This window comes from Dyella sp. 2HG41-7, from assembly GCF_021390675.1.
Classification (GTDB): domain Bacteria; phylum Pseudomonadota; class Gammaproteobacteria; order Xanthomonadales; family Rhodanobacteraceae; genus Dyella_B.
Genome location: NZ_JAJEJV010000004.1, coordinates 3,267,178 through 3,289,859, shown reverse-complemented (window position 1 = coordinate 3,289,859; position 22,682 = coordinate 3,267,178). Strand labels below are relative to the sequence as shown.

At 60.4% G+C, this 22,682-nt stretch carries 25 protein-coding genes and 1 riboswitch; of the genes, 8 read left to right on the top strand and 17 right to left on the bottom strand.

Annotated elements, in window-relative coordinates; all coding sequences use genetic code 11:
- Positions 1-2: 2 nt before the first annotated feature.
- The 6 genes from L0U79_RS16185 to parC all read right to left on the bottom strand — a co-directional run bounded on the left by L0U79_RS16185 (position 3) and on the right by parC (position 5,061).
- Entirely contained in the window at positions 3-257 is a 255-nt protein-coding gene (locus tag L0U79_RS16185; protein ID WP_233843273.1) for a phosphopantetheine-binding protein, read from the bottom strand.
- Between the two features lie 204 nt (positions 258-461).
- Positions 462-908: an EamA family transporter gene (locus tag L0U79_RS16180; protein ID WP_233843272.1), complete on the bottom strand. Its 447-nt coding sequence runs from the start codon at positions 906-908 to the stop codon at positions 462-464.
- Entirely contained in the window at positions 905-1,264 is a 360-nt protein-coding gene (locus L0U79_RS16175) for an EamA family transporter (protein WP_233843271.1), read from the bottom strand. The genes L0U79_RS16180 and L0U79_RS16175 overlap by 4 nt, the downstream gene beginning before the upstream one ends.
- 13 nt (positions 1,265-1,277) lie before the next feature.
- Positions 1,278-2,117 (bottom strand): alpha/beta fold hydrolase, encoded by an 840-nt coding sequence (locus tag L0U79_RS16170; RefSeq protein ID WP_233843270.1) that lies wholly within the window; start codon positions 2,115-2,117, stop codon positions 1,278-1,280.
- Positions 2,118-2,223: 106 nt separating this feature from the next.
- Complete coding sequence (locus L0U79_RS16165) at positions 2,224-2,700, bottom strand: hypothetical protein (protein ID WP_233843269.1); 477 nt, start codon at positions 2,698-2,700, stop codon at positions 2,224-2,226.
- A gap of 120 nt (positions 2,701-2,820) precedes the next feature.
- On the bottom strand, positions 2,821-5,061 hold the full coding sequence (gene parC / locus L0U79_RS16160) for a DNA topoisomerase IV subunit A (protein WP_233843268.1): 2,241 nt from the start codon (positions 5,059-5,061) through the stop codon (positions 2,821-2,823).
- A 138-nt stretch (positions 5,062-5,199) separates the two neighbouring features.
- Between parC and L0U79_RS16155 the strand changes: the two genes are divergently transcribed.
- Entirely contained in the window at positions 5,200-5,661 is a 462-nt protein-coding gene (locus L0U79_RS16155) for a hypothetical protein (RefSeq protein WP_233843267.1), read from the top strand.
- A 34-nt stretch (positions 5,662-5,695) separates the two neighbouring features.
- On the opposite strand, the gene L0U79_RS16150 is transcribed toward L0U79_RS16155, so the two are convergent.
- The 10 genes from L0U79_RS16150 to L0U79_RS16105 form a co-directional block, all read right to left on the bottom strand.
- The gene (locus L0U79_RS16150) at positions 5,696-6,565 is read right to left on the bottom strand and encodes a TraB/GumN family protein (RefSeq protein ID WP_233843266.1); all 870 of its coding nucleotides are present in this window, start codon (positions 6,563-6,565) and stop codon (positions 5,696-5,698) included.
- A 12-nt stretch (positions 6,566-6,577) separates the two neighbouring features.
- Entirely contained in the window at positions 6,578-7,696 is a 1,119-nt protein-coding gene (cfa, locus tag L0U79_RS16145; RefSeq protein WP_233843265.1) for a cyclopropane fatty acyl phospholipid synthase, read from the bottom strand.
- Positions 7,693-8,055: a DUF190 domain-containing protein gene (locus L0U79_RS16140; protein WP_233843264.1), complete on the bottom strand. Its 363-nt coding sequence runs from the start codon at positions 8,053-8,055 to the stop codon at positions 7,693-7,695. Before L0U79_RS16140 ends, cfa begins: the two co-directional genes overlap by 4 nt.
- Before the next feature lie 17 nt (positions 8,056-8,072).
- Positions 8,073-8,459 carry a fluoride efflux transporter CrcB gene (crcB, locus tag L0U79_RS16135; protein ID WP_233843263.1) on the bottom strand — a complete coding sequence of 129 codons (387 nt, stop codon included), beginning with the start codon at positions 8,457-8,459 and terminating at the stop codon, positions 8,073-8,075.
- Positions 8,460-8,542: 83 nt separating this feature from the next.
- Positions 8,543-8,630: riboswitch (Fluoride riboswitch) on the bottom strand.
- Between the two features lie 55 nt (positions 8,631-8,685).
- Entirely contained in the window at positions 8,686-9,780 is a 1,095-nt protein-coding gene (locus L0U79_RS16130) for a glycosyltransferase family 9 protein (protein WP_233843262.1), read from the bottom strand.
- 32 nt (positions 9,781-9,812) lie between these two features.
- Positions 9,813-10,292, bottom strand: coding sequence for a hypothetical protein (locus L0U79_RS16125; RefSeq protein WP_233843261.1), 480 nt, complete (start codon positions 10,290-10,292; stop codon positions 9,813-9,815).
- A gap of 38 nt (positions 10,293-10,330) precedes the next feature.
- Positions 10,331-10,606, bottom strand: a complete 276-nt coding sequence (gene minE / locus L0U79_RS16120; RefSeq protein ID WP_233843929.1) for a cell division topological specificity factor MinE — start codon at positions 10,604-10,606, stop codon at positions 10,331-10,333.
- 5 nt (positions 10,607-10,611) lie between these two features.
- The gene (minD, locus tag L0U79_RS16115; RefSeq protein WP_233843260.1) at positions 10,612-11,427 is read right to left on the bottom strand and encodes a septum site-determining protein MinD; all 816 of its coding nucleotides are present in this window, start codon (positions 11,425-11,427) and stop codon (positions 10,612-10,614) included.
- A gap of 36 nt (positions 11,428-11,463) precedes the next feature.
- Positions 11,464-12,249, bottom strand: coding sequence for a septum site-determining protein MinC (gene minC / locus L0U79_RS16110; protein WP_233843259.1), 786 nt, complete (start codon positions 12,247-12,249; stop codon positions 11,464-11,466).
- Complete coding sequence (locus L0U79_RS16105) at positions 12,246-12,869, bottom strand: GNAT family N-acetyltransferase (RefSeq protein ID WP_233843258.1); 624 nt, start codon at positions 12,867-12,869, stop codon at positions 12,246-12,248. Before L0U79_RS16105 ends, minC begins: the two co-directional genes overlap by 4 nt.
- Before the next feature lie 522 nt (positions 12,870-13,391).
- Between L0U79_RS16105 and L0U79_RS16100 the strand changes: the two genes are divergently transcribed.
- The 7 genes from L0U79_RS16100 (at position 13,392) to L0U79_RS16070 (ending at position 21,950) form a co-directional block, all read left to right on the top strand.
- On the top strand, positions 13,392-14,615 hold the full coding sequence (locus tag L0U79_RS16100; protein ID WP_233843257.1) for a sensor histidine kinase: 1,224 nt from the start codon (positions 13,392-13,394) through the stop codon (positions 14,613-14,615).
- Between the two features lie 67 nt (positions 14,616-14,682).
- A complete protein-coding gene (locus tag L0U79_RS16095) occupies positions 14,683-15,324 on the top strand; it encodes a response regulator transcription factor (RefSeq protein WP_233843256.1) in 642 nt (213 codons plus the stop codon).
- A 230-nt stretch (positions 15,325-15,554) separates the two neighbouring features.
- Positions 15,555-16,943: a polyketide cyclase gene (locus tag L0U79_RS16090; RefSeq protein WP_233843255.1), complete on the top strand. Its 1,389-nt coding sequence runs from the start codon at positions 15,555-15,557 to the stop codon at positions 16,941-16,943.
- Positions 16,944-17,394: 451 nt separating this feature from the next.
- Positions 17,395-18,333 carry an ABC transporter ATP-binding protein gene (locus L0U79_RS16085; RefSeq protein WP_233843254.1) on the top strand — a complete coding sequence of 313 codons (939 nt, stop codon included), beginning with the start codon at positions 17,395-17,397 and terminating at the stop codon, positions 18,331-18,333.
- Entirely contained in the window at positions 18,330-19,064 is a 735-nt protein-coding gene (locus L0U79_RS16080) for an ABC transporter permease subunit (RefSeq protein WP_233843253.1), read from the top strand. The genes L0U79_RS16085 and L0U79_RS16080 overlap by 4 nt, the downstream gene beginning before the upstream one ends.
- A 1-nt stretch (position 19,065) precedes the next feature.
- The gene (locus L0U79_RS16075) at positions 19,066-20,976 is read left to right on the top strand and encodes a Gldg family protein (RefSeq protein WP_233843252.1); all 1,911 of its coding nucleotides are present in this window, start codon (positions 19,066-19,068) and stop codon (positions 20,974-20,976) included.
- Positions 20,977-21,062: 86 nt separating this feature from the next.
- Positions 21,063-21,950 carry a cytochrome c oxidase assembly protein gene (locus L0U79_RS16070; RefSeq protein ID WP_233843251.1) on the top strand — a complete coding sequence of 296 codons (888 nt, stop codon included), beginning with the start codon at positions 21,063-21,065 and terminating at the stop codon, positions 21,948-21,950.
- On the opposite strand, the gene L0U79_RS16065 is transcribed toward L0U79_RS16070, so the two are convergent.
- Positions 21,919-22,677, bottom strand: coding sequence for a metallophosphoesterase (locus L0U79_RS16065; protein ID WP_233843250.1), 759 nt, complete (start codon positions 22,675-22,677; stop codon positions 21,919-21,921). The two genes, L0U79_RS16070 and L0U79_RS16065, sit on opposite strands and share 32 nt — an antisense overlap.
- Positions 22,678-22,682 lie beyond the last annotated feature (5 nt).

Sequence of the window (22,682 nt, the reverse complement as noted above, 5' to 3'; positions counted from 1 at the left end):
ACTTAGCCAGCTGCGGGCTTGGCGGCGATTTGACGCTGCACGGCCTCGACCAGGTGACCCACGGTGCCGTTCTCGAAGTCGACGTCTTCGTTAGGCAAGTTGATGTTGAAGTGCTCTTCGATATCGAAAATCACTTCGATGGCATCGAGCGAGGCAATGCCAAGATCTTTGAGCGTCGATTCGGTCTTGATGGTGCCGATCTCGATTTTCGCTTGCTTGCTGATGATCTCAAAAACTTCCTGCTGCACATTGCTCATGAAACTTCCCCGGTGATCCCCCAGCCCCAAGCGTGACGAAGAGCGCGTGCATTGTCCATATGAGGGGGAGGCGTAATTTTTTGAGAGGCCGGCCAAAGCGTGATTCCATCACGTTTATCCCGGTATTTTGCATGCTTTGTTCACGTACCGCGCGACGTGAATCGTCGCGTCTAATAGGTGAACCTGGCAGTTCGCCAATAGTGTTCAGTCGCCGGCGGCAACACCCAACGCGCCTTTCGCTTCCGTGGGCGCATCGTGTTCCGGATGCGCGCCGCGTTCGGCGAAGGCCAAGCATACGATGCCGAGCATGATTACGCCCGCGCCCAGCAGCCGCATCGGCGTGAGCGCTTCATGAAATAACCACGCCGACGCCAACATCACGCTGACGACGTCCAAATGCGTGGCGGCGAACGCCGGGCCGATCGGCGCGTGCTTGAGCAGGCTCATCCAAGTGAAAAAGTTGCCGAGATAGCCGATCAACGCGATGTAAATCCACGGATGGCTGACGATGCGCAGCACCCATGCCCAACTCGCTTCCGGCGGGAACGCGTGCGCGCCCGTCAATTTGAAACTCAGTTGCACGGCGGTATCGAACGCCAGCAACACGGCGAAGCCGGTCAGATAAAAACGCCATGTGCGTGCGTCGCTCATCCGCTTGCTCCCACGATGGCCACGCCGGCGCTTACCAGGAGAATGCCCGCCACGCGCAGAGGCGTCAGTTTTTCCCGGAACAACACGCGTCCGGCGATCATGATTGCAACGATGTTGACCGATGCCAGCAGAATGCCTTGCGAGAGATCGATCAGCGAGAGAAACGCGATCCACGAAAGCAGATGCAACACGTACGCCGACAACCCAAGCCACAACCACGGACGACTGGCCATGTAACGCCAGCGCGCCATGCCGTCACCGGCGAGCGGATCGCTGGCGGCGGCTTTGAACGCAAGCTGGCCGCCGGTATCGAGCGTAACGTTGACCAGCCACAACGTGGCGACAAGGGGAGACACGCGGTGTCGACCGTCAGGCCGCGGCGCGCGCGCTAGGCGTGCAGCTGGCGGCCACTTTGGCGAAGAATTCCGCCGAGCGATCAATCAGGATGCGGCGTTCGCGATCGACCGTGATCATGTGATAGCTGTCTTCCAGCAACAGCATTTCCACGGGACCGGAAACGTTGCGCGCCACCAGGTACGCATTTTCCAGACTGGCGACATCGTCTTCGGTGGCGTGCGCGACCAAGCACGGCGCGGTGACTTTCGGCAGCTCGCGTCGAACGACGGCCGCCATGTCGTACATCTCGGCCAGCGACGGCCAGGGATTGCCGGGCAGGCCTGCCGCGGCGCTGTCGCCACCCAACATCAAGCCGCTGATTTGCGCGCGCAGGCGTTCGTCGCGCAGACCGTAGGGTTCGCTTTCGTGCACCATGCGGTGTTTGCCGATGCCGAAGCGGTTCAGCAGCGGAAGCATGAAGGAAAGCTTGCCGTACCACGGAATCGCCCAACCGTCGTAGCGGAACGTAGCGCCATACACGCCGACGCCACGCACCCAATCGGGATGATCGGCGGCAAGTTTCAGCGCGAGGATCGCGCCCATCGACAAGCCGGCCACGAACAGGTGATCTACCTCGTGACGCAGCGATTCGGCGGCGGCTTCCACGCTGGCGTACCAATCCTTCCAGTTCGTGGCGATCAAATCGTCCACATTGCCGCAATGGCCGGCCAACTGCATGCCGTAAACGGTGAAGCCAGCACGGTTCAAACCCTTGCCGACCAAACGCATCTCGGTGGGCGTGCCGGTGAGACCATGAATAAGCAGCACGCCGATACGGCCACCTTCAAAGCGGAATTCGACGTTTTGAATCACAAGGGTCTCGACTGCGGACGAAAGGGCGGGATGGTCCAACAGTCTGTAGGGAGTGGCTTTCCATGCGCTTTCGGGGGCGCCCGCGCCCGCGCGACGAGCAAAAACCCTAGTGTCCGTTGAGGCCGCCAAACCGGCTGACGCCGATGGAAACGCCCACGGAGCCCGTCGGATGGTCGCAGCTGCCGGTGTTCTGAACGACACTGACATTGCCGGACTGATAGCTACCGGTGCCGATATGGCTGCCGCCGACCACGCCCATGCCGACGCTGCCGTGGACCTGGGCTTTGTTGTACGTGGAGTCGTCGCAGGCCTGCGCGACGCCCGCATGATCGTTGCCGCGGGCGCCACTGGTATCGCCGTAATACACGCCCGGCGCAGGGCTGATGGCGGCAGGATGGCCGTTCACCGTCACCGAGCCCTTGCCATTGTTCGACGAGGCCGGCTGCGCGGCGGTAGAGGCCGACGCGGGATATCCCTGGTAGCCACCGGGCAACTTGAGATTCAGCGGCTGGTTGCCCGTCTGGGCCCAAGCCGCGGTCATCAGCAGGCTCGCGGTCAGGGCGGCGATGACGCGTCGTTTCATTACCGGGTGCTCCATGAGTCTTCACACACATAACGCACGGCCATGCCTTGCCGTGCACATGGTGTTTTGACGACGTGCGGCCGCACGAAGTTCCTTTCAACTGGTGGAGTTCGTGGTTTGTTAACCGGTTGTCTCGATGGACTCCACGCGACGCAGACCGCGCGGCAACAAGCCGCCGCGGGTTGCGCGGTTGCCGCCGTACTCAACCAGATCCGACCAGCGCAGCGTGAGCTTGCGTTGTCCCGCGAACAGCGTGACTTCGCCTTTGCCTTCGGTCACCACGGCAATGCCGGCCACGCGTTCTTCGCCATTGCTCAGTTTCGCTTTCGGAATCTCGATCAGTTTGTTGCCTTTGCCCTTGTCGAGTTCCGGCAGCTCCGCCACGGAGAACATCAGCAGATGACCGTCGGTCGTCACGACGACGATGCGATCGCGCGCAGGGTCCGCACTAACTTGCGGCGCAAGCACGCGTGCACCGTCGCCCAGCGTGATGATTTGCTTGCCGGCCTTGTTGCGGCCGGTCAGCGCTTCGAAACGCGTGACGAAGCCGTAGCCGAAATCCGTAGCGAGCACGAGGCGCGTATCGTTGTCGCCCGCGGTGATGGCATCGAAACGCGCGCCGGCTGGCGGCGTGAAACGGCCCGTAAGCGGCTCGCCGTTGCCGCGGGCGGAAGGCAGGGTATGCGCAGGCGTGGAATAACTGCGACCGGTGGAGTCGATCACCGCGATCTGCTGCGTGGTGCGCGCTTTCACCGTCGCCAACAAGCTGTCGCCTTCGCGATACGACAAGCCTTCGCCGTCGACATCGTGGCCCTTGGCCGCGCGAATCCAACCTTTCTGGCTCAGCACCACGGTGACCGGTTCGCTGGCGACCAGCGCGCTTTCGTCCAGCGCTTGCGCGGCTTCGCGCTGCACCAGCGGCGAGCGGCGGTCGTCGCCGTACTTGGCGGCGTCGGCGCGCAATTCTTCCTTGATCAGGCCTTTGAGTTTGGCCGGCGACTTCAGCAGCACGTTGATCTTGGCGCGCTCTTCTTCGAGCTGATCGCGCTCGGCGTTGATCTTCATTTCCTCCAAGCGCGCCAACTGGCGCAGCTTGGTTTCGAGGATGTAATCGGTTTGCTCCTCGCTCAATGTGAAGCGCGCCATCAGCACCGGCTTGGGTTCGTCTTCGGTGCGGACGATGCGGATTACTTCGTCGAGGTTGAGGTACGCGATGCGCAAACCTTCCAGCAAATGCAGCCGGCGCTCGACTTTGGCGAGGCGATGGTTGAGTCGACGCGTCACCGTATCGACGCGGAAGCTCAGCCATTCGGTAAGGATGCGCTTGAGATCCTTCACCTGCGGACGGCCGTCCAGGCCGATCATGTTGAGGTTGACGCGGAAGCTCTTTTCAAGATCCGTGGTGGCGAACAAGTGCTGCATCACTTCGTCCACGTCCACGCGGTTGGAGCGCGGCACGATCACCAGGCGGATCGGATTTTCGTGATCGGACTCGTCGCGCAGGTCTTCGATCATCGGCAGTTTCTTCGCGCGCATTTGCGCGGCGATCTGCTCAAGGATCTTCGACGGACTCACCTGATGCGGCAGCGCGGTGATGACGATATTGCTGTCTTCGTGCGTGTAGACGGCGCGCGCGCGAATGGAGCCGTTGCCGCTTTGATACATCGCGATCAATTCATTGCGCGACGTAATGATTTCCGCCGGCGTCGGATAATCCGGGCCGCGCACGTGTTCGCACAGATCGGCGACGGTCGCGTCCGGATCGTCCAGCAAGCGAATGCACGCGCTGGCGACTTCGCGCAGATTGTGCGGCGGAATATCCGTGGCCATGCCCACGGCGATGCCCATCGAACCGTTCAACAGCACGTGCGGCAGGCGCGAGGGGAGCCAGCTCGGTTCTTCCAGGGTGCCGTCGAAGTTCGGTACCCAATCGACCGTGCCCTGGCCCAGTTCGCCCAGCAGCACGTCGGCGATCGGATTGAGCTTGGACTCGGTGTAACGCATCGCCGCGAAGCTCTTGGGATCGTCGGGCGAGCCGAAGTTGCCCTGGCCGTCGATCAGCGGATAGCGATACGAGAACGGCTGCGCCATCAGCACCATCGCTTCGTAGCAGGCGCTGTCGCCATGCGGATGGAACTTGCCGATCACGTCGCCGACGGTACGCGCGGATTTCTTCGGCTTGGCGCTGGCGGCCAGGCCCAGTTCGCTCATCGCGTACACGATTCGTCGTTGCACGGGTTTGAGACCGTCGCCGACGAAGGGCAGGGCGCGGTCGAGCACCACGTACATCGAGTAATCGAGATAAGCCCGCTCGGCGTATTCCTTCAGCGGGATCTGTTCGTAATTGGCTTGCAAGTTCATGGGGTATAGGGACTGCCAGGGGTGACGGCGGGTGATTCTTCGAAGCGCGGGTCAGGCCCTGCGCTAGCCGCTAGATGGTGCCAGATGCCGAGGGCCTTGGGCTAGAATGCCCGAATACCGCGCATCCCAGGGTGAGTCATGCACTATCTACGCAACGCCGTCGTCGCCATGGCCTGCATCCTGGTGGCGGGCTGCTCGCATTTGGCGGGCCGGCATCCCTTGCTGGGGTACAAAGACAAGGCGCACCCGCAATCGGATACGGCGATCGTCGCCTGCGCCGAGCAGCCGGAGTACATGTGCGGCATCACGGGCGTCAATCAAACCGCGACCTGGGAAAAATTCAACGGCGGCAAGACGCCGTGGGTGCGCGTGTTGCCCGGCAAGCAGGTGATCAAGCTGACGTTGTCGAACTCGCACGTGCTCAATCGGCAGCAGCTGACCATCGACAACGTGCAGGCGGGGCATGTGTATCGCGTCGATATCGCATACGACGGCAAGTTGTTGACAGCGACGTATCAAGATCTCGGTCAGCAGGATGCCTACACCATCCATATGCCGCGCTTCCCGTTGCCGCCGAAGGCGATCACGGCGCACTTCTGAAATTCGCGTTCAGTCCGGCGAATGTGTACGCGCGTCAATCTTGTTGTGCGGTGATACCCGACTTCGCCAGTTGCGCCTGCACGCTATCGGGGCCGGCCAGATGGGCCGCGCCAACGGCGATAAACACGGTGCCGGGTCGTTTCAACATGTCCTTGATCTTCGCTGCCCACGCTGTGTTTCGCTGCACGATCAGTTCCTGATAGAGCTCGGGCTCCTTGGTTTTCAGCTCGTCGTTTTCGAGCTTGGCGATTGCGGCGACGTCGCCTTGCTTCCATGCGTCGATCAGCGACAGCAGTTCGTCTTTGCTTTTTTGTACGTCGCGCAAGGTGTCGCGTAAAAAGCCGAGCTGTAATGGCATGGGCAAATCGGCGAGGAAGTGAATCTGCTGTTCCGCGGTCTCCAAGCCGTACACCGATTTGCCGGCCTCCGTCATTTGTGCTTTGAGTTGCTTGTCCACGCCTTCGGCTGGATCGAGGCCCGCTTTCATCAATGGCGCGACGGAAAGCGTGAGCGCCGCGAGCCAAGGCTTCATCGGCTGCAAGGTTGTTGCGCCGCCGGGCAAGCCGGCCAATTCCGCTGCTTTGCTCAACGCGGCGTTGTCGCTTTCGCTCAATTGCGTGGAGAGCGGATGCTCTGTGTCGAGACCGTACTGCATGATCAGCGATGTCATGCTGGACTGGTCGTCGTCGGTAAGTTCGATGTAGAGCGTGCCGCTTTGATCGAGCGCTTTATTCAGCGCGGGAAAGCGCCAATTTGCATCGTTCGGCAGCAGATGCACAGTGCCGAAAAGATAGACCGTGCTGTCGCCGCTTTTGATTTGCCACAAGGCGGGATGCGCCAATGCGTTGCCGCACAGCAGAAACAGCAGCGTTAGCAGGGCGATTGAGCGTCGAAAGTTGCGCATGGATAGGAGAACTCAGCGAGGTACGCGGTATCCGCCGGGCACGCCGTACGGACTCAAAGTAAGTTGCCAGAGCTGATCGCGCCGGCTGCGGAATACAGCGGACGATACCGACAAATAGTAATGCCACATGCGACGGAAACGTTCGTCGTAACGTGCGGAAAGGGCAGGCCATGCCGTGTCGAAATTTTTGCGCCACGCGGTAAGCGTGCGATCGTAATCCGCGCCGAAATTGTGCCAATCCTCCACCACAAACAAACCCTCCAATGCGGCGGAAACCTGGCTGGCGGCGGGGATCATGGAGTTGGGGAAGATGTACTTTTCGATCCAGGGATCGGGCCGTCCCGGACTTTGATTCGTGCCGATGTTGTGAAGCAGGAACAGCCCGTCGTCCGTCAGGCACCGGCGCGCGACTTCGAAGAATTCGCGATAGTTCTTGCCACCAACGTGCTCGAACATGCCGATCGACATGATGGCGTCGTACGGCTCGTGAAGTTCGCGGTAATCCTGCAAGCGAATCTCGATCGGCAAGCCCTGGCACAGTTCGCGGGCGAGTTCCGCCTGTTCGTTGGAAACGGTGATGCCCACACCGCTCACGCCGTAGCGTTCGGCCGCGAACTTCAGCGCTTCGCCCCAGCCGCAACCGATATCGAGTACGCGCATCCCGGGTTTCAAACGCATTTTGCGGCAGACCAGATCGAGCTTGGCCTCCTGCGCGTCGTCCAGATTCGTGGCCTGCGCCCAATAACCGCACGAATACACCATGCGTTTGCCGAGCATGGCCTTGAACAAGTCGTTGCCGCGGTCGTAGTGCGCCTTGCCGATCTCGAACGCGTGGTGACCGCGTTGCATATTGATGAAGCGCGCTTTCAGATGCGCAAGCAGTGTGTCGAGCGTTTTGAGATGTTCGTCCAGATGGCTGCAGAGAATCTTGGTGAAAAGGCCGGGAATATCGTCCGCATCCCACCATCCATCCATGTACGACTCGCCCAACCCAAGCGAGCCGTGCGCGAATACGCGCGAGTAGAACTGATCGTTGTGCACACGGATGTCGGTGGCTCCGGCGCCATTGATATGCACGCCTGCGGCTTCGAGCAGTTCGTTCGCGCGCTGTCGCAAAGAATCCTGGCTCATCCGTTGTCTTCCTTGCCCAAGACACCGAAATGTACGGGCGACCACGCGTACACCAGGTCAACACCCGCTTCGCGTACCAGTCGCAGCAAAGTTTGCGCGTTCGCTTCGTTGAGCAGAAATTCGATTTTCTGAGGCAGATCGTCGGCAAGCTCAAAAAAAGCTTCGTGGTGCAGCACGCCGTGTCGTCCGAATCCGGCGGTGGCGCGAAACACGGAACCGCCGCCTAGTTTTTGACGTTTGGCGAGCTCCAGCAGCCATTCGGAAATCAACAAACCGTCGTGCCTGGCATGGACATGCGTGTAGAAACACAAACAAATGCCGCTGGTGCCTTGATGGTTGAACGGTGCGTCGATGCTCATGGGTTACCGACTCCGTATCAGTGGCGCAACAGACCGCGTGTCAGGAAGATGCCCAGGATGGTCATCGAAAGACTGCCGAACAAATGGATTGCGACATGGGCGCCAAACCAGAACAACTGCCCACGCAGCAACAGCGTGTTCGCTTCGGCGGAGAATGTCGAGAAGGTGGTCAGGCCGCCCAGAAAACCTGTCATGACGAAGAGACGCAGCTCCGGCGGCAGCGTCTGAAAATGCTCGAAGATGCCCATCATGCAACCCATGATCAGGCCGCCGCTCAAGTTCGCGGCCAGGGTGCCTAAGGGCAGGGTTGGGAAAATGGGGTTGAACAGGATGCCGAGTATCCAGCGCATCCAACATCCCAACGCGCCGCCCAATCCGACGGCAAGGAATCCACTCATGCTCACGCTGTGTTGTCTCCCGGGTGTAATGGTTCGAAGCAGTCGTTCGACATTCCGGAAACACAGGCACGCCTGCGCCGCCGGGATCCGGTGGTGCAGGCATCATCAACCTTTCGGTGGTTCGCTCCACGGGAACGCGTCCTGTGGAACGGGAGGCATGCCATCTCCCTCATGGTCGGCATGCTAGCCGATGCCAGCGGCGATTGAATAGCGGCGGTGCCGGTCGCAGGCGTTATCCGCGATGAAATTCCGGCATAACCGCAATCGCGCGCGCCACGTCTTCCGGTTCCATGCCGTGGGCGGGAATCACATGACGATTCGGTCCATAAGGACCCCATTCGTCGGCATTGGTGACGGTAAAAATGCCCAGGGTCGGCACATCCGAAGCACAGGCCAAATGCATGATGCCGCAGTCGGCGCTGATATAGACGTCCAAACCGGACAGCACGCTGGCGAGTTTGCGCAGATCCGTGGAGAAGTACGCGGGGTAGCGCGAGCTCAGCATCGACGCGCCCGATGCAGGCACGATCTCGACGATGCGGTGCTCGGGGAACGCGGCTTCCAAGACGCCGATCAAACGCATCCACCATGCTTCGCTCAGCTGTTTTGGCCCCGTCGCATTGGCGAAGATGCCGATGATGCCGCGCCCAGACGAGGTGATGCCGCTCGCTGCGAGCGATCGCGTCAACGCGGCTTTGCCTTGTTCGCGTTCGGTGGCGCTCAAATGAATGTCGGGAACGGGGTAGTCGACGGAGTCGTTGCGACCCATCGCGCTGCGCAACAGGTACACCGGGCGTCGCCCTTTGCTTAGCAACTCCGACGGCAGCGGTACGGGATGGGTGATTTCGCCGTGTTTTTTGGGGCTGCTAAAACCGAGCGTGTACGTCGAATTCGACAGCAGCATCAGCAGGCGGCCAGTTTGCGACAGCGGATCGGCATCGATCGCAAGGTCGTAGCGCATCTTGCGCATGCGCCTCAGCGTGCCGAAAAACTGCAGCGGATGTCCGACGCCGTGCGCCGGCAAACGAAAAATACGCAGCACATTGAAGAAGTGTCCGTACAAATCGTTCGCGATCGGGCTGCGTGTGAGAATGTCGATCTCGGCCGCCGGATAGACCTTTTCTAACTCCGACAGCAGCGGCGTCAGCAGCAAGGTGTTGCCCAGGCTGTGGCTGACATGGCAAACCAGAATGCGATAGATGCCTTTGGCCGGCAGCGGTTCCGACGTCGGCTGTCCGTGATTGCCGAAAAATAGGCGCATGAGCCGGCGGGCGACGCCGCGGCGGAAATCGTTGATCGGATCGTAGTAGCGCGTGTTCTTCAGCACGGGGATGTCGGCAACAAAAAGGGCGACGGCGACTATACCGGTTCGCCGGCCTCCGTAAGCAGCCCGTGCTGGATCAGCCAGTCTTTGGCGTTCTCCGCGTCGTGCTCGAACCAGGCGCGGGTCGAGCCTAGCCGAAAGGAATACCCCCAGGCGTCCATGTCTTTCATGATGCGTTCGCGGCCCACGCCCTGGAGCACGCCACCGAGCACGATCTGCAAATAGCAGACGGCGTCTTCTTCCTCGATGGAATCGGTGGCATCCGTGTGGACGTCGGCGCGCCGCTCCGGCGGCAACACGATGAGATGCCCGGCTTCGTGTAGCACCGAGTGCACGGGTGTATCGCCGCGCGCATAAACGGTGTGGCCGATGATGCCGGCCTCGTCGTCGCCCCAGAAGCTTCCCGGTATGGCGGCGCCATCGTCGACGAGCGTCAGACTCAGGCCATAGTGCGCGAGCAGTGTTTCGATATCGCCGCGACGAATGCCGGCGACGCGCAGAACAGAAGCGGTCATCGTGCCTTCTCTCCTCTTAAGAGGAGAGAAACCTTCGCTTAGGTGGCCGCGTTTCCAGCGGCTTTGCCTTCCGGCAAGGCCACCGAGAGCTCGAGTACTTCGTGCCCGCTGTCGCGTTCGACATTGATGTTGATCGCGTCGAGGTCGACGTTTACGTATTTCTTGATGACCTCGAGCAATTCATTGCGCAGCAGCGGCAGGTAATCGGGCGCGCCCCGGTTGGAGCGCTCCTGGGCGACGATGATGCGCAGACGTTCCTTCGCGACGGCGGCGGTGGGTTCCGGTTTGCGCTTGAGAAAATCGAGGATACCCATCGCCATCAGCCTCCGAATACGCGCTGGAAGAAGCCCTTCTTCGGCACATCAAGGAAGCGCATCGGGCGTGTTTCGCCGAGGATGCGGGCCACGGTGTCGCGATAGGCCTGCCCGGCGTTGGAGTTTTCATCCAGGATCACCGGCACGCCCGAGTTGGACGCGGCAAGCACGTTTTCCGACTCCGGGATGACGCCGACGACATTGATGCCGAGAATTTCTTCTACGTCTTTGACGCTGAGCATTTCGCCTTGTTCGACACGCGATGGGTTGTAGCGCGTCAATAACAGGTGCTGGGTGACGGTGCCGTTATCCTTTTCCGCGCGTCGCGTCTTGCTGGCCAAGAGGCCCAGGATGCGATCGGAGTCGCGCACCGAAGAGACTTCGGGATTCACCACGACCACCGCGTGATCGGCGAAATACATCGCCAGATGCGCGCCTTTTTCGATGCCGGCGGGCGAGTCGCAGACGATATAGTCGAAGTCGTCCTTGGCCAGATCGTCGAGCACTTTTTCCACGCCTTCCTGCGTCAGCGCGTCTTTGTCGCGCGTCTGGCTGGCGGCGAGGACGTAGAGATTTTCGTGGCGTTTGTCTTTGATCAGCGCCTGCTTGATCGTGGCCTCGCCTTGAATCACGTTGACGAAGTCGTATACGACGCGGCGCTCGCAGCCCATGATCAAATCGAGATTGCGCAAGCCAACGTCGAAGTCGATCACGGCCACTTTTTTGCCTTGCATGGCCAGGCCGGTGGCAAGCGACGCGCTGGTCGTGGTCTTGCCCACGCCGCCCTTGCCGGACGTCACAACGATAATCTCAGCACTCAAGGCTCATCTCCGAAAAATATGTTCTTGTAATAGTGGTTACTTCAACGCTGCAATCAGCAGCTTTTCGCCGTCGAGCCAGCATTGCACAGTCTGGCCCTCCAGGTCTTTCGGTATTTGCTCGAACACGCGGTAGTGGCCGGCGATGGCGACGAGCTCCGCGCGGAAATCCGAAATGAAAATACGCGCCTTCGCATCGCCTTGCGCACCGGCCATCGCACGGCCTTTCAAGCTGCCGTAGATGTGGATGCTGCCGTCGGCGATCACTTCGGCGCCGTTGGCGATGGCGCCGATCACAACGAGGTCGCGATCGCGCGCATACACCTGCTGGCCGGAACGCACGGCGCCGTCGTGGCGTTGCGCGCCGACCGAACCTTCCGGTTGCGACAGCACAGGTTCGCGCACCGGCGCAGGCGGCGCGGCGGGTACAGGCGTGGGCGCTGCGCTTGGCGCGGGCGGCGCGATGCTGCTGCCGTCGGCGGGCTCGTACGCGGCGCGAAACTTCGCGATCAACGGCAGACCCATGCGTTGCGCCAACGCTTCGGTGGCGCTGGTGCCGTAGGCGAGGCCGACCGGCAGCATGCCGGCGCTGCGCACCGCTTCGAGCAAGGCGTCGACCGTGCCCTCATCGGGCAGGTTGAGCAAATGGCTTAGATCGAGCACGACCGCCGCGCGGGAAAAAAGCTGCGGCGCGGCGCGCACGCGGCGTTCGAGTTCCTCGCACAGCGCCGCCGCGTCGGGCCGCTTTATACGAACGCAAGCAATACCGACCTGGCCAAAGCGCAGGTCGCACGCATCGGTGGTTGCATCCATTTTTGCATTCATGAACGCCGCTCTCCGGCGAGGCGGCGAGTTTGGTCTTCTTGATGGTTCAAAAGCGTTATCCGGCTTGTCAGCCAGGGCAGATCCGGCAGGCCGCCCTGTTCGAGATAGGTATCGCGCACGTAGGTAAAGCTGGGCAAATCTTTGGCGAGCAGACTCACCTGCGGTCCATGCTCGCCCATGCGTTGCTGGCCCACCTCTTGGAAACCGTAGGTGCCGTGGAACAGTACGACCACATCGTCGGCCGGCTCCAGAAACACTTCGCACGTCAGCAGCGGTACGCGCACTTCGGCGAAGCTGTTCACGTCGCAATAGAAGATGCGGCCCAGGCCGTGACGGCGGTACGCGTTGGCGATCACGATGCGGTCGATGTAGACGAACGACGGGTAGTGTTCGCCAAACCACCGGTAATTGGGGCTGACGTATTCCTGGCCGTTGCGCAGGGCGATCAGAAAGCCCGCAAGTTCACCGTCGATTTCGGCCACGCGGAAATAATCGGCGTGGTCGTAGAAGTACCGCAACTGCGCGGCATCCAAAACCAGAATGGACCGGCCGGCGGTGTTGTTGAGTGCCAGTACGGCATCCAAGTCGTGCTCGCGCACGTCGCGGATGGCAAGGGCCATTCGTTGCTCCGCAGTGAGTGGTGGCTAATTAAGACCGGTGACGGCCTAGCTATAGGAATGCTCTGATCAATTCTACGTAGGTGTCACCGGTGCTGTCTGTTCGCAGGCCACAGGACCATCGGCGAAGGCAGACTGGCCGTCTGTCGAGACGATGAGCCGAAGGCGTGCGGACAGACAGCACCGGCCCGGAGGGTGATGTCCAGAAGGCTCACAGGCTGTGCCGCGCGGCTTGAACAGACGGCCAGTCTGCCCTGCGCCGCGCAACACACCCTGTGAGCCTTCTGGACATCATGCCACCTACGTAGAATTGATCAGAGCATTCCTTGCCGCATTATGGCATGTGACACCTCATGGTACATCCCGTGCTGCGGCAAGATTCGGCATGTAAAAGCTTTGTAAAACCGAGTGTTGAGGCGGCAGCGTGGCGGGAGTAAAACGGACGTGTCCCCGCGCGACGGCTCCGCTGCGGCGCATGACTTCCCGCGCATGGCGAGGTCCCCACGCGGCCCTATGATGCGAGTCATGCCCATGACCAATTTCGACCATAAACGGCTTTTGCGCATTACGGGTTTGCTCGCCTACCTGTGCGTCGGCACGCCGCTATTCACCAACTGGGCCATGGAGCGGCTGGATTTGCTGCATCGCCCCAATTTCGCATTGCTGCTGTGGACCCTGTTCTACCTGGTGTTCGGCATCTTGTATCTACTGATCACCGACAATCTGGGTTCGCGCACCCACGTTGGTTCGCGTCTGTTTGGCTTGCTTTTGATGACTGCGGCGGCCTTGCTGGTGGGTTGGTATAGCCATAGCGGTTTGTCGGCGATTTTGTTGGTGGTCATGATGGTGATCCTGCCCTGGGTGGTGCCGGCCTGGGTGGGGGTGGCGTGGATGGTGTTGCAGACGGTCTGTCTCACCGTGCTGTTTTCCAATTTCCCCGAGCTGAAGTTCAGCTTCACCCTGGCGCTGCTGCAGGCATGCATCTATACGGCGTTCTCGGGGCTGGTGTTCGTGGTTTCCACCGTCGCCAGTCAGCAAGCGGAGGAGCGCGAAGCGCAGCGCCGCCTTATTTCCGAATTGCGCGCCACGCGTGCGCTGCTGGCCGAATCCACGCGCATCGCCGAGCGCATGCGCATCGCCCGCGAGCTGCACGATTTGATCGGGCATCACCTCACCGCGTTGAGCCTCAATCTGGAAGTGGCCAGTCATCTCAGCAACGAAGCCGCCTCGGTGCATGTGCGCAAAGCGCAAAGCACGGCGCGCCTATTGCTGGCGGACGTGCGCGAGGCGGTGAGCGAATTGCGTCAGGACGACGCCATCGATCTCACGCAAGCGCTGCAAAGCTTGATCGACGGCGTGCCCAGCCTGCACGTGCATCTGACGACACCGTCGCGCTTCAGCGTGGAAGACCCGCGGCGCGCGCAGGTGCTGTTGCGCTGTGTGCAAGAAATCATTACCAATACCGCCCGGCACGCCGGAGCGCGCAATCTGTGGCTGACCTTCACCTACGAAGGCGAGACGCTGCTTAGTTTGTGCGCAAGGGACGATGGCCGCGGCACGGCCGACATCGCGCCCGGCAACGGTCTGGCCGGCATGCGCGAGCGCCTGGTTGAGTTCGGTGGCGACGTCACCATGGAAAGCGGAGCAGGGCAGGGTTTTGCGCTCAGCATCCGTCTTCCATTGGGCGAACCCTCCGTGCTGGCGCATACGCCTTCACGTTTTGAACCGCCCGCATTGAGCCTTACCTAATGAATTGCCAGAATGTCATAAGTACGCGTGTGGTTTACGGGTACCACCTTTGCTTTGAGGATGCGCGATGATTTCCGTTTGTCTCGTCGACGATCAGAACCTGGTACGCCAGGGTGTGCGTTCCCTGCTCGATCTGGCGGAGGATATTCGCGTCGTGGCCGAATGCGCCGATGGCGTGCAGGCCGTGCAAGATATTCCACGCATCAAGCCGGACGTGGTGTTGCTGGATCTGCGCATGCCCAACATGAGCGGACTGGAAGTGTTGCAGGCGCTCACGGCGCGCAATGAATTGCCGCCGACCATCATCCTCACCACCTTCGACGACGATCAGCTTGTGCTGCAAGGCCTGAAGGCCGGCGCGCGCGGCTATCTGCTCAAAGACGTGTCCTTGGAGCAGCTGGTGGAGGCTGTGCGCACAGTCGCCAGCGGCGGTTCGCTGGTCGCGCCGATGGTGACCCAGCGCCTGCTGGCCGGTGTGGGTCGCATCCACAATCAATTCACCAGCCTCGAACAACCTGATCCGTTGACCGAACGCGAGACGGAGATACTGCGTTTGCTGTCAGGCGGTTACAGCAACAAGGAAATCGCCAATTCGCTGAAGGTGGCGGAAGGCACGGTGAAAAATCACGTTTCCAACATCCTTTCCAAGCTCGGCGTACGCGATCGTACGCGCGCGGTGTTGAAAGCGTTGGAGCTGGGCATCGTTTAAGCGCGGCCAAGAAAGCCGCGCAATCGGCCGAAAAATGCTGCGTAGCAACGCGGCAGCGGGCGTCCCCGGCCCGTAGCGTTCCTGCGCGCGAGCAAGTACCATCGGCTTCTTAGGCGCTGTCCGAACCCCGTCCTGATGCGGTTTCCCTCGTGGGAAAAGCTCTTTTGGCGGTCCCCGTTCCAGCCGGCGCTTTCTCACCGCACTAAAGAGACGTCTCGGAGAAACCTGGAATGACGCGTGTTCTGGAATTCATCGTTGCCTTCATCATCGTCATCGTAGTTGGCGTGGTGGTGGGCATCATCATGCCCGGCAGTGGCCACGTTGAACGGTCGCTGGTGGTCAGCAAAGACCTGCGCCAGGTCTATGACGTAATGGCAAATTTCCGTCCCTTCCCTGATTACGCCGTGCTGCGCGCGTACGATCCGCGTACCCAGTACACGCTTTCCGGCAGCGCCTACGGCCCCGGTTCCGAAGTCAGCTGGAACAGCCAGGACGAAAAAGTTGGCACCGGCAAGTTGACTGTCGCCAGCGCCACCCCGGATTTCAGCAAGATCGATAGCACCGTCAACAGCGCGCAGATCATTTGGAATCTGGACAATGCGTGGCGCGGTAGCGACAAGCACTTCACGCTGGATCTGCAGCGTCAGGGCAACACCGGTAAGTTGACCAAGATCACGTGGGCGTATGACGTGAGCTACGGTTTCAACATCCTGGACCGTTACTCCAACATGTACATCCACGGTCAGCCGGACGCGTTCATCCAGTACAGCTTGAACAACCTGCAGAACGTGCTGGCCGCTGTGCCGAACATCGACTACAGCGCGCTCGATCCGTACATCGTGCAGACCAAGCCGACGCCGGTGCTGATCGTTTCGACTCAGATGAAGCGCAAGGACGGTCTGGACGGCTTGAATGAAGCCACTGACGCCGCCGTCAAGCAGATCGGCGACGCCGCCAAGAAGCTGGGCGTGCACACCACCGGTCCGCGCGTGATCCTCACCACCAACTACGGTGACGAGACCTACACGTTCGACGTGGCGCAGCCGATCGACAGCGACACGCTGACGGTCAATGGCCAGAGCACCAAGCTCACGGCAGCGACGCCGCCTTCGTTGAACGATCAGGCCGCTCCGGCTGCAAGCGGCACCGCCGCTGCACCGGCCAATGCCGACAACAACCAGCCGGGTGGCAAAGATCGCTACAACCGTCTGATCATCGACAACAACGTGCGCGCGACGCTCGCCTTCGGCGGCACGGCGCTCGAAGCACCGTGGAACGGCACCGCTGCCGGCGTGCCGCAGACCCGCGACATGCTGAAGGCCTACGCGCAGACGCACGGCTACAAGTACGACGAAGTGACCAACCGTCTGTACGACATCCTCACGCAGCCGGAAGTGAAAGACGGCGGCGGCAACATCCAGACGTACGCGCAGTACGCCGTGTACCTGCCGATCATGGATTCGTCCGATGGCGCCGCGCTCCCGCAGCAGACGCCGGAACAGGCTGCCGGCATCAAGCAGCCGGGCATCATCAACGCAAACGGCCAGCCGGCTTCCAGCGGCACCGCGCCGGCTCCGGCCAGCACTGCGCCGGCGCCCGCCAGCAGCGCCGCGAAGTAAGCTCTACGCTTTCGGTTGCAGAAAAAGCCCTCCTTTTGGAGGGCTTTTTCGTTATCGCATTGGCGTGTCGTAGGGTTCGGCGAACTTTGCCGCACGCGTGGGTGCTCTGATCCATTCTACGTAGGCGGCATGATGTCCAGAGGGCTCGCAGGGTGTGTTGCGTGGCGCAGTGCAGACTGGCCGTCTGTTCAAGCTACGCGGCGCAGCCTGCGAGCTCTCTGGACATCAAACTCCGGGCCGGCTTTGTCCGTTCGCATGCCTTCCTCGCTCCTCAAATCCGGGTACATCCATGTACCCTCCCCGCGCGCGGCGCATCGTCTCGACAGACAGCCAGTCTGCCTTTGCCGATGGTCCTGTGGCCTGCGAACGGACAAAGCCGGTGACGCCTACGTAGAATGGATCAGAGCATCCCTTGCTGTACATTGCAGAGCAGTTCTTTTCGCGAGCGAACATGATCGAGACCGATAAGCTCACCAAGCGCTATGGCCATTTGACCGCCGTGGATGCGTTGAGCATCTATGCGGAGCCAGGCCAGGTGCTCGGGCTGCTGGGCCCAAACGGCGCGGGGAAATCGACCGCGATGCGCATGATCGCCGGGTTTCTCGCGCCCACATCAGGCACGGCGCGCGTGTGCGGTCACGATGTGCTCAAAGAGCCGTTGAAGGCCAAGCGCGCGCTCGGTTACTTGCCGGAAGGCGCACCTAGCTACGGCGAAATGACGGTACGCGAATTTTTGGTCTTCATCATGCGCGTGCGTGGATTGCGCGCGGATGTCGGTCGACGCCGTTTCGACGAAGTGGTCAGCTATTTGCAGCTGGAAGACGCGCTCAACGTAAGCGTAGATACGCTCTCCAAAGGTTTGCGCAGACGCGTCGGACTGGCGCAAGCGATTCTGCACGATCCACCGGTGTTGATGCTGGACGAACCGACTGACGGTCTCGATCCGAATCAAAAACACACCGTGCGACAACTGATCGACGCCATGGCGCGCGAACGCACGATTCTTATTTCCACGCATTTGCTGGAAGAAGTGCATGCCTTGTGCAATCGCGTGGTGATTATCGCCGGCGGAAAATTGCGCGCGGATGCCACGCCGGCCGAGTTGGAAGCGCGATCGCGTTATCACGGCGCCGTGTCATTCAGCGCGGCGGGCAGCGGCGTGTCGCAAGAGATGCTTGGACGTCTTCCGCAAGTGGCCGGTATCGAGGTAGATCCTTTGGACGGCCGTATTACTGTGTTCCCGAAGCCTGGCGAACGTATTCTGGAACCAGTCGAAACGTTGCTGCGCCAGCAAGGTTTGGAGATCTCCGAAATACAGCTCGAACGCGGACGTCTCGACGAAGTGTTTCGTCAAATCACCTTGGGCGCGGAAACGGGAGCGCGGCCATGAGTCCGGTTATCGCCGTGATGCGCCGGGAGTTGCGCAGCTATTTCGTCACGCCGGTCGCGTATGTGTTCCTGGTTATCTTTTTGGTGCTCTCCGGCATTCTCACGTTCTACGCCGGCGATTTTTACGATCGCAATATCGCCGATCTGCAGCCGTTCTTTGTGATGCATCCGTGGCTGTATTTGATTCTGGTGCCAGCGGTGTCGATGCGCTTGTGGGCTGAAGAGGCCAAGTCGGGCACGCTGGAATTGTTGCTTACGTTGCCGATCAAGCTGTGGCAGGCGATGCTGGGTAAATTTCTCGCTGCCTGGTTTTTTGTCGGCCTTGCGTTGCTGCTTACTTTCCCCATTTGGATCACGGTCAATTATCTCGGCTCGCCCGACAACGGCATCATCATTGCCGGTTATATCGGCAGCTGGTTGATGGCTGGCGCTTTTCTTGCGATTGGTGCGTGTCTTTCGGCCGTTACCAACAGCCAGGTGGTGGCGTTTATCCTTACCGCTGTGGTGTGCGTGCTGCTGATACTTGCCGGGCAATCGGAAGTGCTGGATTTCTTTCAGGGCGCACTGCCTCGCAAATTGGTGAACGGCGTGGCGCACTTGTCGATGCTGCGCCATTACGAAGCGATCGCACGCGGCGTGCTGGATGTGCGCGATCTGCTGTATTTCGTCATCACGATCGCGGCGTGGTTGTACGCCGGCGTGTTGGTGCTCGACATGAAGCGGAGCCGCTGACATGTTCGGCCTGCCGTTTCGTCGACGAACCGTACTGATCAGCGCGCTGGTTGCACTGATCGTGAGTTATTGCAGCATTACGCTTGTTACCAGTCGTTGGCTTGCGCCGGAACGATTCGACCTCACCACGGATCGTCTCTACACGCTCTCGACGGGTACGCGTCAGATCATCGACAGCGTGAACCGACCGCTGTGGCTTACGTTGTACTTCTCGCAACATGCGACGAAAGATTTGCCGCAAGTGCGTAGTTACGAGCAACGCGTCGCGGAGATGTTGCAGGAAATCGTGGCGCGTTCGCATGGTCGCATCCGCTTGCAGGTCGTCGATCCCGTGCCTTATTCCGACGACGAAGCGCGTGCCGAGGGTAACGGACTTACTGCGGTCAACGGGGGTAGTAACGGCGAACGCATTTTCTTCGGCGTGGTAGGCAGCACCACCGCGCCTGTCGGCGAAGCGGCGACGGACCAGACGCCACCGACGGACGGAAAGGGCATCGATCGCACGCTGTCGATTCCGTTCTTCGACCCGAATCGGGAAACCTTCCTCGAATACGACGTGGCAAAGCTGCTCTATCAGTTGAGCGAGCCGGAGAAGCCGCGTATCGGCGTGATCACCGATCTGCCCGTGATGGGCGACGCTGCGCAAGGTACGCAACCTTGGGCGGTGATGCGCCAGCTGCAACAATTGTTCGATGTGGAGATGATCGATACGGACAAGCTCAGCCATGTCGATAAAAATATCCAGGTGTTGCTGCTGATTCATCCCAAGGGCATTCCCGCCGCCGTGCAATACGCACTCGACCAATATGTGCTGGGCGGTGGACATCTGGTGGTTTTTGTCGACCCATTCTCGGAATCCGATCCCACGCCGCTGGTCGACGATGCGACCAGCGCCACCAACAATCACAGTTCCAATCTGCCGCGTTTGCTCGCCGATTGGGGCGTGCAATTCAATCCCGATCAAGTACTGCTCGACCGCGCACGCGCTTTGCAGATCGAGCTGGCTGGGGTCAATCTCGCGCACCCGGCGATGCTTGGGTTGGGCGCGTCCGAGCTCAATCGCGACGATGTGATTACGGCCAGTCTGCAGCGCATCAATGTCTCGACGACCGGATATTTCGATCTGCTGCCCAACGCGAACACGCGCCTGATTCCGCTGATTCAAAGCAGTGCGGATGCGGAGGTGGTTCCGACGCAACGCGTTATTGAGGCAAGCAGCAATCCTTCGAGCTTGTTGGACAGTTATCAACCGCAGAACCAAAATTACGTGATTGCTGCGCGCGTACGCGGAACCTTCGTCAGCGCGTTCCCGGAATTCGCCAAGAAGCCGGGGCATTTGGCGCAATCGGCGCCGAATTCCGAAGTGATTCTGGTGGCCGATACCGATCTGTTGACCGATCGCCTGTGGGTGGAAACGCAGACGTCCTTCCTCGATCAACCGATGTTGAGCGCGTTCGCCAATAACGGCGACTTCATCAACAACATGGTGGACAACCTGACCGGTTCGTCGGCGTTGTTGTCAATCCGCGGACGCTCCAGTTCATTGCGTCCGTTTACGCGCGTGCAGGCGCTGCAACGCGCCGCCGATCGCAAATTTCTGCAAAAGAAGCAGGAACTGCAAAACGAATTAGCCGATACCAAGCAGCGGCTTGACGAACTGCAGCCGGCCAAGGGCGCTCGCGCAGCGTCGACTAGCACCGAGCAAAAGCAGGAGATCGAGCAATTCCTGCAACGCGAGCTGGCGATCAGCAAGGAATTGCGCGAAGTGCAGCACCAGCTCAATGCGGAGATCGACGCGCTGGGAACGCGGATCAAAGTGATCAATATCGTGCTGCTGCCCGCGTTCATTACGGTCGCAGGGTTGCTTTATGGCTGGCGTCGTACGCGCCGCAATCGCCGCCAGCGGGCCTGATCACGGCAAGATGCCGCAAGCTAGTGCCGTCCGGACCTCAGCTGATTTAAGCTGGTCGGCGATGGTTGGGAGTGGTTTTAGGGTCGATGATCGCCACCTTGCTCAAATGGCTCGTTCCCTGGGAGTTTTCGTGGGTATTCTTCGCGAGCTTTCTGGGGGCGTGCGTGCTCTATTGGCGCGGCAGCCGGACGCTGCCGGTCAGCGCCGCGCGCAAGATCGCGTTCTGGTCGGGCATGGCGATCGTTTATCTCAGTTTGCAGACGTATTTCGATTTCTATGCGGAGCACGAGTTTTTCATGCACCGCATTCAGCAGTTGCTGCTGCATCACATCGCGCCGTTGATTATCGTCGCGTCGTATCCCGGCACCGTTTTTCGTGCGGGTTTGCCGTTGAGCTGGCGCGTACGCGTGCTGCGGCCCGCCATGCGCTCGTGGGTTTGGCGGTTCGCGAGCGCAGTGCTGCTGAATCCAGCGGTCGCCACCATCTTGTTCGTGGCTTTCATCCTGATCTGGCTGATCCCATCGATGCAGACGATGGCGATGCTCGACTGGCGCATCTACCGCTTTATGAACTGGTCGATGATCGTCAGCGGTTTCGTGTATTGGTGGCTGGTGCTGGATCATCGGCCAAGGCCGCCAGGGCGCATGACGCCAGGCATCCGCGTGTTGTCGCCGGGCATTACGATGACGCCGCAAATTTTGGCGGGCGCCATCATCACGTTCTCCAAGGCGGACCTTTACCCGATTTTTGAAATCTGCGGGCGCGCATTCAATTTCAATGTATTCACAGGGCAGCTGATCGGCGGCATCATCATCTGGGTGCCGGCGGCGATGATCGAGACGGCAGGCGGCTTGCTCGCGATGCGGCAGTGGCTGCGGCTTTCGCGCAGTGGGCGCATTCGACGCCAGTCGCGCTATGCGCAGCCGCGCGCTCAGGTATCGGTCAGCACACCTGAGCGAGCTGGCGTGCCGTGAAATGCGACTCCGACGGATAGCCGAACGCGTTGTTGATGTAGGTGACGCCATCGAGCGTGACATGTCGATTGACGTGGCTATGCCCGTAAACGTGCGTTGTTGAACCGAGCGCGCGAAGCTGCGCATCCAGAATCGTCGTGCCCAGCACTGGGTAGATCTTTCGATGTTTCTCGGGAATGCGTTCGGGCATTAGATCGATGCGTGGCAAAAAGTGCGAAAACGTTACGATGCGTTGCGCATCATCGAGGGGCAGCGTCGATGGCGTTGGGTTTTGTTCCGTAAAGAGGCGCGTCAAGGCTCCGTCGTCGAAGTCGGGCCATTTGCACGCGCGGTAGTCGGCCCATGCGGCCTTGAGATAATCGTCGGCAGCGCCAAACGAATAGTCGTACCACCCAAGCAGCGGAATGATCGCCAAGTCGCCTTGGCGGAAAACGTCCATGCCAACACCATGCTGGTCAGCTGCGGCGCGCACTGCGTCGAGCTTTTCGAAGGAATCGTTTAGGCGCTCCCTTCGGGCCCAGAGATCGTGATTGCCCGGTACAAACAACACCGTGGCGAAGCGTCGCGTCAGTATGCCGAATGCATCGTCGAGCAACGCCAAGCGATCGGAGACGTCGCCGGCGAGTATCAGCACGTCGTGCTGGTAATCGTGCAGGGACAATTGCTTCAACCATTCGTGGTTGGCGGCATAGTCCAGATGCAAATCTGAAATGGCGAAGACGCGCATGACGT

What these genes read in the sequence shown, in the direction of transcription:
- L0U79_RS16165 (WP_233843269.1), bottom strand. Translation starts at nt 2,700, where the DNA reads ATGAAACGACGCGTCATCGCCGCCCTGACCGCGAGCCTGCTGATGACC.
- L0U79_RS16095 (WP_233843256.1), top strand. Translation starts at nt 14,683, where the DNA reads ATGATTTCCGTTTGTCTCGTCGACGATCAGAACCTGGTACGCCAGGGT.
- L0U79_RS16090 (WP_233843255.1), top strand. Translation starts at nt 15,555, where the DNA reads ATGACGCGTGTTCTGGAATTCATCGTTGCCTTCATCATCGTCATCGTA.
- L0U79_RS16100 (WP_233843257.1), top strand. Translation starts at nt 13,392, where the DNA reads ATGCCCATGACCAATTTCGACCATAAACGGCTTTTGCGCATTACGGGT.
- L0U79_RS16155 (WP_233843267.1), top strand. Translation starts at nt 5,200, where the DNA reads ATGCACTATCTACGCAACGCCGTCGTCGCCATGGCCTGCATCCTGGTG.
- L0U79_RS16065 (WP_233843250.1), bottom strand. Translation starts at nt 22,677, where the DNA reads ATGCGCGTCTTCGCCATTTCAGATTTGCATCTGGACTATGCCGCCAAC.
- L0U79_RS16105 (WP_233843258.1), bottom strand. Translation starts at nt 12,869, where the DNA reads ATGGCCCTTGCCATCCGCGACGTGCGCGAGCACGACTTGGATGCCGTA.
- L0U79_RS16125 (WP_233843261.1), bottom strand. Translation starts at nt 10,292, where the DNA reads ATGACCGCTTCTGTTCTGCGCGTCGCCGGCATTCGTCGCGGCGATATC.
- L0U79_RS16075 (WP_233843252.1), top strand. Translation starts at nt 19,066, where the DNA reads ATGTTCGGCCTGCCGTTTCGTCGACGAACCGTACTGATCAGCGCGCTG.
- minC (WP_233843259.1), bottom strand. Translation starts at nt 12,249, where the DNA reads ATGAATGCAAAAATGGATGCAACCACCGATGCGTGCGACCTGCGCTTT.
- L0U79_RS16085 (WP_233843254.1), top strand. Translation starts at nt 17,395, where the DNA reads ATGATCGAGACCGATAAGCTCACCAAGCGCTATGGCCATTTGACCGCC.
- L0U79_RS16070 (WP_233843251.1), top strand. Translation starts at nt 21,063, where the DNA reads ATGATCGCCACCTTGCTCAAATGGCTCGTTCCCTGGGAGTTTTCGTGG.
- L0U79_RS16180 (WP_233843272.1), bottom strand. Translation starts at nt 908, where the DNA reads ATGAGCGACGCACGCACATGGCGTTTTTATCTGACCGGCTTCGCCGTG.
- minE (WP_233843929.1), bottom strand. Translation starts at nt 10,606, where the DNA reads ATGGGTATCCTCGATTTTCTCAAGCGCAAACCGGAACCCACCGCCGCC.
- L0U79_RS16185 (WP_233843273.1), bottom strand. Translation starts at nt 257, where the DNA reads ATGAGCAATGTGCAGCAGGAAGTTTTTGAGATCATCAGCAAGCAAGCG.
- L0U79_RS16150 (WP_233843266.1), bottom strand. Translation starts at nt 6,565, where the DNA reads ATGCGCAACTTTCGACGCTCAATCGCCCTGCTAACGCTGCTGTTTCTG.
- cfa (WP_233843265.1), bottom strand. Translation starts at nt 7,696, where the DNA reads ATGAGCCAGGATTCTTTGCGACAGCGCGCGAACGAACTGCTCGAAGCC.
- L0U79_RS16080 (WP_233843253.1), top strand. Translation starts at nt 18,330, where the DNA reads ATGAGTCCGGTTATCGCCGTGATGCGCCGGGAGTTGCGCAGCTATTTC.
- L0U79_RS16140 (WP_233843264.1), bottom strand. Translation starts at nt 8,055, where the DNA reads ATGAGCATCGACGCACCGTTCAACCATCAAGGCACCAGCGGCATTTGT.
- parC (WP_233843268.1), bottom strand. Translation starts at nt 5,061, where the DNA reads ATGAACTTGCAAGCCAATTACGAACAGATCCCGCTGAAGGAATACGCC.